Source organism: Nesterenkonia flava, from assembly GCF_031432335.1.
GTDB lineage: Bacteria > Actinomycetota > Actinomycetes > Actinomycetales > Micrococcaceae > Nesterenkonia > Nesterenkonia flava.
Map to the genome: position 1 here is coordinate 1 of NZ_JAVKGT010000051.1, position 11904 is coordinate 11904.

The 11904-nt window shown below is 59.4% G+C and carries 9 protein-coding genes; 3 read left to right on the forward strand and 6 right to left on the reverse strand.

What is annotated here, in order from left to right; genetic code table 11:
- Positions 1 to 106: 106 nt before the first annotated feature.
- The 4 genes from RH857_RS13065 to RH857_RS13080 form a co-directional block, all read right to left on the reverse strand.
- Positions 107 to 2674: a S8 family peptidase gene (locus tag RH857_RS13065; protein ID WP_310538420.1), complete on the reverse strand. Its 2568-nt coding sequence runs from the start codon at positions 2672 to 2674 to the stop codon at positions 107 to 109.
- A 5-nt stretch (positions 2675 to 2679) separates the two neighbouring features.
- Complete coding sequence (locus RH857_RS13070) at positions 2680 to 3678, reverse strand: AAA family ATPase (protein ID WP_310538421.1); 999 nt, start codon at positions 3676 to 3678, stop codon at positions 2680 to 2682.
- 123 nt (positions 3679 to 3801) lie between these two features.
- Positions 3802 to 7341 (reverse strand): MobF family relaxase, encoded by a 3540-nt coding sequence (gene mobF, locus RH857_RS13075; protein WP_310538422.1) that lies wholly within the window; start codon positions 7339 to 7341, stop codon positions 3802 to 3804.
- A 187-nt stretch (positions 7342 to 7528) separates the two neighbouring features.
- Positions 7529 to 8401 carry a C40 family peptidase gene (locus tag RH857_RS13080; RefSeq protein WP_310538423.1) on the reverse strand — a complete coding sequence of 291 codons (873 nt, stop codon included), beginning with the start codon at positions 8399 to 8401 and terminating at the stop codon, positions 7529 to 7531.
- A 194-nt stretch (positions 8402 to 8595) separates the two neighbouring features.
- On the opposite strand from RH857_RS13080, the gene RH857_RS13085 reads away from it, so the two are divergent.
- Positions 8596 to 8958, forward strand: a complete 363-nt coding sequence (locus tag RH857_RS13085) for an ArsR/SmtB family transcription factor (RefSeq protein WP_138254238.1) — start codon at positions 8596 to 8598, stop codon at positions 8956 to 8958.
- Positions 8959 to 8987: 29 nt separating this feature from the next.
- Here RH857_RS13085 and RH857_RS13090 read toward each other — a convergent pair whose 3' ends face one another.
- Entirely contained in the window at positions 8988 to 10043 is a 1056-nt protein-coding gene (locus RH857_RS13090; RefSeq protein ID WP_310538424.1) for a cation diffusion facilitator family transporter, read from the reverse strand.
- Positions 10044 to 10243: 200 nt separating this feature from the next.
- Positions 10244 to 10576, reverse strand: a complete 333-nt coding sequence (locus RH857_RS13095) for a hypothetical protein (RefSeq protein ID WP_310538425.1) — start codon at positions 10574 to 10576, stop codon at positions 10244 to 10246.
- Positions 10577 to 11097: 521 nt separating this feature from the next.
- Between RH857_RS13095 and RH857_RS13100 the strand changes: the two genes are divergently transcribed.
- Both RH857_RS13100 and RH857_RS13690 read left to right on the forward strand, forming a co-directional pair.
- Positions 11098 to 11580, forward strand: a complete 483-nt coding sequence (locus RH857_RS13100) for a DsbA family protein (protein ID WP_300345898.1) — start codon at positions 11098 to 11100, stop codon at positions 11578 to 11580.
- A gap of 8 nt (positions 11581 to 11588) precedes the next feature.
- Positions 11589 to 11861: a vitamin K epoxide reductase family protein gene (locus tag RH857_RS13690; protein WP_374761174.1), complete on the forward strand. Its 273-nt coding sequence runs from the start codon at positions 11589 to 11591 to the stop codon at positions 11859 to 11861.
- Positions 11862 to 11904 lie beyond the last annotated feature (43 nt).

Genomic DNA, 11904 nt, shown 5'->3' on the forward strand with positions numbered 1-11904 from the left:
CCACGGATCGCCGCGGGCAAGTCGAAAGCGTTGCACTTCAGTTCAGAACTCGGGGGGGAGCTCGTCGCTGACAGCGTGGGCAATATCTGACGCTCTTCCCCAGTGTTCATACCCCGATTTCTACGACCGAACGGATCTGTTGCATCACCGGAGTCCACAGGTCTACCTCTACCTCTGGAGCCTCGATGCTGATGACCAACGAGTAATCCACGCCTTGGTCGCTTTGGTCATAAGTTGGGCGGTTCTTCCACCATCCCAATACGGGGTAAACAGCGAGCGCTCCCTTATGGGCTAAAGCAGCTGCATCCCCGGTCCATATGTCTGTGTGCAAGGAACCCGCCGCCTGTTGTTGGTTCGAGCCAAAAAGCCATCCCTTTTCGGTGTCCAGACCGGCGGAACGTTCCCCTTCCGCGCGATCTCGCTTGTTGATTCGCTTGCGGAAGTTCACAACGCTCTCATCGGCCCGGCGGGCTGCAAAACGTAGTCCGTAAGACGGGTAAAGATACTTGCCTGTCCAGCCTCGATTGGAAGGGTTCGGTTCCACGAAATATGAGAGCGTTACTCGCATCTGAACTTGCGTCTCGCCCAAAGCCTCCAGTTCCGAAGTTGGCCAAGGAAGCTCATGCAGTTTCATTTCGCGTGTCCGTGCATCTGTCGTTGCACCTTCTCGCTCATAAGGGCGAATGGAGGACTCGGCGATCAATGTAAGAGAGTCCCCTGCACTACGCAGTGCCCGGTCAATGTTTGGAACACCCATGCCATACCTACGAAGAAGGTTGACCCGAGCTCCCTTATTGGCAGCACTGTTTATCTTCTCCGTCATCTTTGGAGTCCATTGTGCAGAATGGACGATCAAAGCACGTACGGTTTCAGGACGGAGGTTCGGGTATTCGCTATAAATGTCTGCGGCGATCGCAGCGACCTGAGCGGTTGCAGCAGAAGTGTCACGGGTCGTGGTGAACAATCCACTACCTGGCTGCTGCAGACGAGTAGTAAGCAACCCAAGATTCGGAGGAGTGTCAAGGTGGGTCTTGCCTGCAGAAACCGCAAGGTTACCCCCATCTGCCACTACTTCAGGCTTGAAAGGCCATTTTTTCCGGTCGAACGAAACCGAGGTGCGACTTACTGGCGACAAGTCTCCTCGCGGAGAGACAGGCTCGTAACCATAGAAGTCCTTCGGGGCCTCGGCCATATCGTCGTTGTCCGAAAAGGCTCCCACAGTGAGGACATTCCATGCCTGTGCAGGGTCTTCCACGGGTTCGGCGTCACTACGGTCTAGGTGGTCTTCCGCCGCATTCAACGAGTCAACTGGGATGTTCCCTGCAGAAACTACGAAGAGTCGTGGGGCGCGGGACTCATCACGGTCTAGATATGTGAAGTTGGGGTCGCTGGTGTCGATAGCACGTCCATATGCAAGAGCATCCAGAGAAGCTGACCAGGACGTAGGCTTTCCGGCTTCGGGGGTCCTGTGTTGCTTATCTCCTGACGGAGAGGGGGCCTTACGAGGCGCGGTCACTGCAAGCATGTAGACTCGCGGGCGGTTGAATGATTGAATTTCTGGGCGGTCGACCGCTTGGGCCGTGAGTGCGCCATATAGGTCTCTCTCATTTTGCCCGCTATCGGGGAGAATCTTCACAGATTCCAGTCTGTGGCCCAGGCGTACCGGGTGTGAGCTGCGTATTGCCTCGTGGAGATCACCGTATAGTGCCAGGCCTGCCATCTCTGTACCATGCGCATGCACAGGCTGAATTCGCCATTGCGCATTAGCAACGTGTTGATCTGCTGGACTAATAGAGTCGGTGAGCAAAGGGTGAGAGTTCTGGACACCTGTGTCGAGTATGCAGACGACGGGAGCATCTTCTGTAGCGGGTTCTAGGCGCCTGCGGAGATCGTCGGCCCATTCCGCTTGTTCAGCGGCAGGTAGGTTTGTGATGAGGCTTGCTACGTCGTGGGGACGACGAAGCTCGGCAATATCATCTAGCGACCTGAACGTTTCGGCCAAGTGGTTGATAGTTGCCCGCACCATGACGACCGTCCGGTCGCCGAACCCGAGATAGTGTGAGCTGGTCAGCAAATCTTGGTGGGAAGCAAACGTTGTGAACCGCTCTCGCTCTTTGCCGTCACGGCTTCGGAGCCAGACTTCCCACCAGCGTAGCTCAGAGGGGTCTTCAGGGAAGAGGAGTTCGGGATCGGTCCAAAGGTCCTTGACCGTGGCCCTTTGAACCGATTGTATTCCCTCGATCAACTTTGAATGGCGGGCTTTGCTTTCATCTCCAACGGTTTCGACGTACTTCCTGAGCTTGGTCAGAAAGTATTCCTTCTTGCCGTCTGGGACATAGACCGTAGCGGTCTGGACGAGGCCGTGCTCTGTTTCTTTGTCCTGAACAGCAACTAGTTCTGGGTAGTCGCCGTCTCGCTGAACTTCGAGACTGCTCAGCGCAAGGGACAGATCGGGAAACGAAACAAAAGATATGTAGCTCCCAGATGCCTCTTTCTCTTCGGTCGGGACCAGAGCGTTACGGTACTCATCCGAAAGCCTCTTCCCGTGACCGCGGCGATCCCCGCCTGGAAACTCCGTCGACTCTTCGGAGTCCCTGCTGGGGTTAACCAAAGTGAAGGGAATTTCCGAAGGCGGTCGCGGGACAACAATGTGCGGTCGGTCTCGTGTTGCCATATTTCCTAGGTAGTCTGTTCCAGCTTAGGTAAAGTGCGTGGTCGGTCTGCTAGTGCACGCACCAGGTCATCAGTCTTGATTCGGCTTCGCTGTTCCAAGACTGTCCGCTTGGCGGCATTTTCAGCCCCGGTGGATATTTCCGCATGGCTGAGACCTTCGGCCGCTGCGATAATTCGTGGCCAGCTCAAATGGCTAGTTTGAAAGAGTGCGAGTCGGTTCTCGATAACCTGCTGGATATTTCCTGCGTCAGGAAGCGTGAAGTCCATCAAAGTGTCGAAGCGCCTAAAGAGGGCACTGTCAAGCAGTTGTGGATGATTTGTAGCAGCGATTATGACGCTTTCTGAAGAGTCTTCCTCTAGGAACTGGAGGAACGAGTTAAGGACTCTCCGAACCTCACCAACGTCATTAGGCGCTGCTCGGTCGCCAGCGAGTGCGTCAACTTCATCAAACAAGTACACGCCTCTGGTTTCCACCAGGGCGTCGAAGATCAAGCGTAGCTTTGCGGCAGTCTCACCCATGTATTTGGTGAGGATACTGTCTAGTCGGATGGCGAAGAGTGGAAGTCCCAGCTCACCAGCCACAACCCGAGCTGTCGAAGTTTTTCCTGTTCCCGGGGGACCTACGAGTAGTAGCCTGCGAGCTGGTTTCAACCCGTGACGAGCGAGTGACTCTCTTTGACGCTGCTCTAGGAGTACATGTTTCAACCGGTCGGCCAGGTCAGTGGATAGAACAAGATCAGAAATGCGAGCGTCTGGGTAAGTAACCGTCAAAAGGGAACCAAGTTCGCCCCTGGGCTGAGTCATCGGGACAACACCAGCGACTCGCGACGTTTGCTCCGCGCGGTCCCGCAGGTCATCTACAAGATCACGTAGCTCTTGGGCGAACTTCGAGTTGCCCGCCCTCGCTGCCTTAGCCGCAACCTGCATGGCTACTGCATAAAACTGAGGGTCGTCACCGTCAGCGTGGCTTTTCACCAGTGCTTTTAACTGATCATTGGTAGTCACGGTGCGACCTCCTTTCAGTGCATGCTTTGCCATAGTTCTCCCTACCGGCCTGCGTGGCACGAGTCTATCGGTCCAAGAGTTGACACACCTCTTGGACCCGCCAGTGAAGGGTAGCTGAACGACCTACATGTCCAGGCTTCGCTGGACGGACCTGGATACAACTGGGCTGACCGCCTGCGGAGGGTGCACGGCCGTTGAGAGAGATTCCACAGCTCGGCGTGCTCGTGCGTGGTCGATCTTCTGTGCGGTGGTCTCGGGTTCGGCGCCCAGGGGGTGGGTGCTGGTGATCTGGTATCGGTCGCGGTAGGCAGCCACGGTGCGGGCGACTCGATGCCACTGCCGCTGGCCGCGCTCGTTGGAGGGTGGGTTGCCGAGCTGTTTGACCCACGGTTCGCTGTCTTGGAGGGCGGTGTCCAGGATGGTGGTGGCGCGGGTTTCGATGAGGTCGCGTCGTTCTTCCAATGCCTGCCGCATCTGCTGGTCCATCGGCCCCTCAGCGGCTGGGATCAGCCCGGCGATCAAACGTGATGGTTTACGGGCGCGGCCTGATCCTGCTGGGCGTGCGGTGGCCCGGGCCACCCGGTGGTGCAGGACCGCAGCAACATCATCGGCATCCTGCAAACCCTTGGCTTTCACGAGCCGTGGGAGCAGGGTTTCGGGGTTGTGGTGGTTGGCTTCTGCCCGGCGAAGCTCGGCGGTGAGTGGTCCGAAGGCGTCAGAGGTGATCGCTTCTTCTGCTTGTTCGTTGGTGAGGCCGCTGGTACGGATGAGGGTGGCCCATCGGTCGTGTTGTGCTGCGGCTGCGATGGTCTCGTACTCGGCCGCCAGTTGAGCGATCGACCCCCAGGTCTCTTGCTCGGCGGTGATCGTCTCATGCGCCGATAGCTCGGCACCGGAGTGTTGGAGCACTCCGTAGAGGACTGTCCGGGCTGTGGCATCCGGGTTCGCCCCCGGGTGAGGCTCGGCGTGTTCGTCGGGCTGGTCGAGGACGACGTAGGCGCGGTTGGCTTCTCGTCCTCGGGTCATGGCGACATAGAAGTTTTCCCGGGTCGTGGTCGGCTCCACCAGCACATGAGAGGTATCAGTGGTGATGCCTTGTGCTCGGTGTGCTGTGACGGCGTATCCGAGGTCGAGATGTTGGGCGACGTAGGGGGCGGGCAGCACGATTGCCCCGCCGAACCTGCGGCCGTGTTTGCGCACGCTGACCGAGCCGTCGCCGCGGATGTCGGTGATCTTCCAGGTGTCTCCGTTGCGGACCCAGTCACGTCCTGTGCGCAGTCGGCGGTCGTTGCGCCGGGTGATCACGGTGTCGCCGATTCCGGCCTGGGTGCCGTCGTTGAGGGTGATTTCGGGGCCGGGTTTCAGAGTGCCATCGAGGATGAGGTCGGCTCGGGCGCGGGCGTTGAGCATCGCCACCTGCTCCCGGGTCTCTGCGACCAGTACCGAGGACTTGCCTGCGTGCCGGTCGGCTCGCCAGGCGGTGTAGGCGGCGTCGGCCATCGCTTCTGCTTCGCCTTCGCTGATCCGGTCGTGGTCGAGGTAGGTATCAATGACCTGGGTGTGCCCGTGCCGTAGTGCAAGGGAGGCGGTCTTCTCCCACTGGTGGGTGAATCGGTGGACATCGATCAGCTCAGGGGTGTCGTCGCGGTCGTTGACCAGCAGGGAGAACGCTCCGCCGGCATCCACTGATTGGAGCTGCCCGTAGTCACCGGCCAGCAGCACTTTGGCCCCGGTCTCTGCGGCGTGGGCTGTGATTCGGTCCAGGGTCAGTGTTCCGGCCAGGGAGGCCTCGTCGATGATCACCAACTGGCCTGCCTGGAAGGATTCACCGTGACGGGTGTGGTTGTCCCACCACTTCGCCGTGTTCTCCGTAGCGATCCCCAAGTCCTCGGCCAGCACCTGCGCGGCCACAGCTGAGGGTGCCAGCCCGACCACGGAGCCTTTACCGTGCGCGGTCTCCCATGCCTGGCGGAGGGCACCCAGCGCGGTGGTCTTACCTGCCCCGGCAGGACCGACCAGCACATCAAGCACCCGCCCGGAGACCGCCACCCGCGCCAGAGCATCCGCCTGGTCTGGACCGAGCCTGCGCCCCTGACGATCAGGGCTACTGGTGATCTTCTCTACCGTGACCATGTCCACTGTCGGGCCGGTGAGGGTTCGTGCCCGTTCTAGGAGCCTGTCTTCTGCGGCCAGTAGGTCTTCGGATGAGAAGACAGTGGAGTGTTTCGGTCGGAACACGCTGGTGCCGTCGTCTCGGCGGAACACCCCCGGCGAGACAGCCAGCTCGGGCGGAGTGAGACGCAGGGAGGCGTTCTCGGCGGCATCGGTGATCATGCCCAGGATGGCATGACGGTCATCGGTGCTGGCAAACCGCAGTCCCATGGTCTGTCGGGTGGCTTCGGCGTAGAGGTTCCAGCGCCGCCAGGTCGAACGCTTCTCACCAACCACTGCCACTACAGATTCGCCTAGCTGGCTGACCGCGTCCAGGGGCACATCGTCAGCCCGCAACAGCACCGGTGCCAGGTTCTGATGGGCGGTTCTGGAGGCCCAGGCGGTGGCGTCCTCCCCCAGCACACTGCTCGCCCGGGTGCGCCATTCATCGGTCAGCTCGGCCAGGGAGCGGACCTGTTTCTCGGGGCGGGTCGTCAGGGTGGCTTGGGCGCGCAGCTTCATGATCGTCGCCGGAGCAGGCCGCCTCCCGTGCTCGGCCACGTAGTTCTCGATCAGCCGGTCTGTCTCGGCGTCGATATGCCTGCTTCTGGTCGAAAACTCACCCACGAGGTCTTCGGGGACGCTAGTGATGGCCCAGGAGGGGTTACGGTCCCGGCCCATGTCCCGGGACTCCCACTGGACTCCGAGCATCCGGGTCAGGTGATCGTCGAAGATCGCCTCATGCATCTCCGACAAGGCAACCACAGAGGCGTGCAGGGATCGTCCGTCGAGGGAGCGCCATTTCCCATCCAGTACCGTCTGGACCTTATTGGAGACCACCACATGGGTATGCAAGTGAGGATCACCAGCACGGGAGTCGTAATGGTCATAAGCAGTGGCAATCAGTCCGGCGACATCGACCTGCGCAACCGCTCCGTCCCCCGCGGTTGCACCGGTGCGGGTGGCTGCAACCTCGGACTCCATGAATGCAACCACCTCTGCAACCGCGCCATGATGAGCCTGTGCGATCAACGCCTGAGTCCCAGCATCAGCAACCGCCCACAACACAGAGGCGGACTTCGGCACCGAGAACGTGAAATCGAACCCCGCCACCGCACGCCGACTACCACCAGCAGCTTCCTCGGACTCAATCGCCGCGACCGCCTCAGCACGAGCGGCTGGACCCATGCTCGGGTCCAGCCCGGCGATACGAGCTTCGATCCGCTCGCTGGTGGTCTTGTACTGCGGATACGCCTTCCCCAACGCCTCACCCGTGACAGGGTCACGCCCCATCCCCACCAACAACTGGAGTTGGGCCTCAGAGACCTGATCACCCACACCGATCCGGCCCCCGCCGAGCCCACGGACTCCGGCACCCAGCCACCGCCCCGGCGGGGTACATTCCTCCGCGTAATACCGGGTCAACGGCGTAGACAACGACCGGTCACCATCCCCAGCCGCCACCGTCCGCAGCAGATACTTATACCCATCACCAGCCGACATGACCCGCATCGACACCGTCACCAAGACCACCGCCTCTCGATGGTCAGGTAGGCAGCGAATCACCTGCGCGGCACAGCCCCACCCTCGATCTGCAAGAGGCGTGGTCCGCCTGGGGCTTGTAGGACTGGGCGGAAATAAGAACGACAGGCTAGCTGCAGCGCTATATGTTGCAGCTAGCCTGTCGCCGGCAGATGTTTCAGTTCGGGCGGACGATTGCGTTGACCTGGTGCCAGCTTTCGTTGATGCCGTGGAGACGGACGCCACCGGAAGGGGTGGCTGAGATAACTTGGCCGTTACCTACGTAAATCGCCCCGTGCGTGGTGTTGTTGGCAAGCACGATGTCTCCTGGCTGTGGTGTGGAGACATGCGGGAGGGAGGCTTCCATCCCATAAGTGGTACGGGGGAGCCCGCCGCGACCGGCTTGGTTATATGCCCAGTTGATGAACCCAGAGCAGTCGAATCCCGCTGTGGTTGTTCCTCCCCAGAGATACGGAGAGCCAATACCGGCATATGCTGCGCTCACTACAGAGTTATTGTTCGTCGTAGCAGGTTGCTCGGCCTGTTCTTGGGAGGACGCAACCTCAGGTTCAGGAGAAGCATTCTCCTCATGTGACTCTTGCGCGACGGGTTCTGGGTCTCGAGAGACCGGCTGAGGTGCTGTTCCTTCAATCGTGGTTCCTTGATGCGTGGATTCTGCAACCTCCGGGGTGGAAGGCGATACAGGTTCTTCAGGGGTCGGGGGCGGCGTTGGGGCAGGCTCGGAGCTAACTATAGGTCGGTCGAAAGTCAGCTCCACGTCTCGATTCGCAGAAACAGCGACCGTCTGGTTGCCAGATGTTCGTTCCAAGCTCGGTTGCGCAACATCAAGACTGACGGTGGTGACGTCTCGTCCCCCTTCTGAGGGCTCGGAAGCGTGGGCTGCAACTCCAACGCTTGCAACTAATCCAGCGGCAGCAACGGTAGCTGCGGTAGCGCGCCCGGCAAACGCGGCGTTATTGGAGATACGAGCACGCTGAGCCTTACGGCGACGCTCACGCCGCGTGGCGGGCAGTGTGGTGGTGACTGTCATGGGAGGTCCTTATATCTTTTCGCGGTAGTTGAGCCCCAAGCCGTAGGCAACCAGCTTGGTTGAGCAGAGTTCCAGCTACTAGAGAAGCACTCTATAACAGAACCATAACAAATGTAACGAATAGATAAAGGTGTGTCTGCGCAGTCCGCTCCCGCCTCTGCACCATGCCTTTGGATGCCTTGTACGATCGAGACATGGCGTCATTCAGGGCAATCGAGGACTCCACCCCTCCCACAAGCGAGCCCGCAGCGATAAACCCGGCCGCATCCCTCTTCCACGCACTCGGAGACCGCTCGCGCCTGCTGATCCTGCAGCACCTTCAGCTGGGGGAACACAAGGTTGCTGATCTGACAGAGCACCTGGGTCTATCACAGAGCACCGTATCCAAGCACTTGGCCTGCCTTCGAGAGTGCGGTCTTGTGGATTTTCGCCCTGAAGGTCGAGCGTCGGTCTACACGCTGAGCCATCCAGGCGCTGTGGTAGAGCTTTTAGCCTCGGCAGAGAAAGTGCTGGCTCTCACAGGAGATGCAGTGACACTATGCCAGCTACGTGATTAGCGCCGAACCCTCAGTCGCTGCCCCACTACCTAGGGGTGAGACGCGGATTCAGTGGCACGATGCCCTTCGGTTTCCAGCTGAATGGTGGCGTGGTGGAGTGGCACAGCAAAGTCTTCACCGAGGCGTCGGCGTACTTCATGGAGAATTTCCGCGGCGTGGCCATCCAAAAAACAACTCTCATCTAGGACCACATGCGCACTGAGAGTCGGCAATCCCGACGCGACTGTTGAGGCATGGAGGTCATGAACTTCCTTGACGTGCTGGACGCTCACGATGCTCTTTCTGACCTCATCGAGGTCAAGGCCGGTGGGGGTGAACTCCATGAGGATTCGGACGGTGTCACGCAACAGCATGGCCGCGCGCGGAATAATGAGTAGAGCAATGAAGAAGGCAGCAATGGTATCTGCCCTGGTGTAACCAGTCGTGAGCATCAAGATCCCAGAAACAATCACTGCGATAGTACCCAGCGCGTCCATGAGCACTTCTAAGAAGGCAGCTCGCATATTCAGGTTCGCCCCGCGACTGGAGGACAGTACCAGCATGGCGGCTATATTGAGGACCAGTCCGATTGCCGCGAAGACCAGCATCTCAGAGGCAGCGACTTCCGGCGGATTTCCCCACCGTTTGACCCCCTCCCAGATGCCGTAGACGCTGATACCCACCAACAGGAGTCCTTGAGCGAGGGCCGCGAGACTCTCCACTCGGCGGAAGCCCCACGTTCGCTTTTTGCTCGGCGGGCGAAGCATCAGGGACGCTGCGATCAGGGCGATCAGTAGTCCACTCGAATCGACCAGTGAGTGGACCATGTCTACGAGGATTGCAAGGCTGCCACTGAGCCAGGCACCCAGTCCCTGCGCCAGGACGATGGCGAACACCAGGGCAAAAGCTATCCCCAGCTTGCGTCGAAAATCCGGGGATTTGGCAGCATCTTCCGGGCTGAGCCCGTGGTCGTGACTATGTCCAGCGCCCATGGCTAGACCTCCATTCAGCTGATTGACAATGAACGACGCCTTCATTTCGGCATCGCTATTGGGCGATGTTATGGCTGCATGGGAATCTATTGCAAAGGTGGTGTCGGGTCGCATTCTCAAGATGATGGGCGCCGCACCTGTGATGGCCCGGTGTTTCTACATCTTGTAGAATTCTGTGTTGAGTGAGCCTTGCCTGCGCGACCAAGACCTAGAGAGGAGGGAGCATGCCCGGTTCCGCAACTGAGTATGCCTCCGATCTTCGAGGTTTAGGCCGCCTGCTTCGTGGACTGATCATCGGACTGGTCGCGGTGACATCAACGGCGCTTGCTCACTACCTCATCACTGGTCATGCACCGGCGATGACTACGGTACTCGTGGCCTTCGCCGCGACCACCCCGGTGGCCGTTGCCCTTTCGCGTATCCCGAAGAGCCGCTGCCGTCTCGCGTTGGCTGTCATCACGGGCCAGGTATTCCTTCATGCTCTGTTCGGGCCTGGCGGTTCGACAGGCATAGAGGATCATCAGCACCAGTTGCTGGTTCACACTGAACCCGGAGCCTTGCTGGTCCACCTTGGCGCCCTGGCAGTGACTTACGCCACCATACGGCGGGGTGACGATCTGGTTGAGGTGCTTTTCCTTGTGCTGCAACTGTCACTGTTGCGCCCGCTGCCAGCTACGCCTCGACATGTCACTTACCCGGTTCACGTTCCGGTCGGGGAGACTGCTTGGATCCCTGCGGAGTCGCGCCCGGGCGAAGGCCCCCACCCTCTGCGTGGGCCACCGCTTCTTTCTGTCTGAGAGTTAGATGCGCTCGGAACGAGCTACCTCTCTCATCGATGCGCCGCGTTCCTTTCATGGCGCACTCATGCCCTAGGGCAGGACAAGACAGACTCTAAGAACGGATTGGCTGCATGCCTAACACAAATGACCCGACCCCACCTATCAAAAGTCCCCTTGGGGGCACTGCAAGTAAAGCCGTAGTCCTTCGTCTCCTCGTCGTAGGTGGCCTTGCGGTAGCACTCATTGCGTTGCTTGTTCTCTTATTCCAAAACTCACCCGAAGAGACTGAGTCGGCCGCGGATACGGCGACAGCGAACCCCCCGGCAGTGGACAGTGACCTCATTGTCAGGGAGGACTCGCATCGTCTGGATGATGTTCCCTCCAGCCCCGTGACATTCGTAGAATTCCTCGACTTTGAATGTGAAGCATGTGGTGCTGTTTATCCTGCTGTTGAGGAACTGCGCGAAGAGTATGAGGGCGAGATGACCTTCGTCATTCGCTACTTCCCGCTCGATGGCCATCCCAACTCGCGTCAGGCAGCTCATGCTGTCGAGGCCGCCGCTCGCCAGGGTGAACTCGAGGGGATGTACCGACTGATGTTCGAGACGCAGGAAGAGTGGAGTCACAACGAGGAACCTCAGGATGAAGTATTCCGAGGTTTTGCCGAGGAACTGGGGCTTGATGTCGAGCAATGGGAGGCTGACTACTACTCGGATGACGTTGCGCAACGTGTTCAGTCCGATTTTGAAGATGCAGTCGCGCTCGGGCTACAAGGGACACCCTCGTTCTTCGTCAACGACGAATTCATCGCCCCAGAGACCTTGACCGATCTCACGGACCCCATTGACGAAGCTCTCAGCAGCGACCAATGACACCGGATATGTTTCAGACTCCAACAACACCGGACATCCCTGAGAGCCGCCCCGTACCAGGACTTTCTCACCGGTTTACCGGTTTCATCCTCCTGGCTGCTGGCCTACTTGGTTTCGTCCCGTCATTTGTCCTCGCGGTAGAGAAGTACTGGTTACTGATCAATCCGTTCTACTCCCCGAGCTGCACCTTGGGAGAGACCCTCTCCTGTGTCCCAGTGATGACCTCCTGGCAGGCAGAAGTCTTCGGGTTTCCGAACCCATACCTGGGCATTGGCACGTAGCGGGAGTTGGAAGCGGTGGTCTGCGTAGTTGTAAGCGACATTC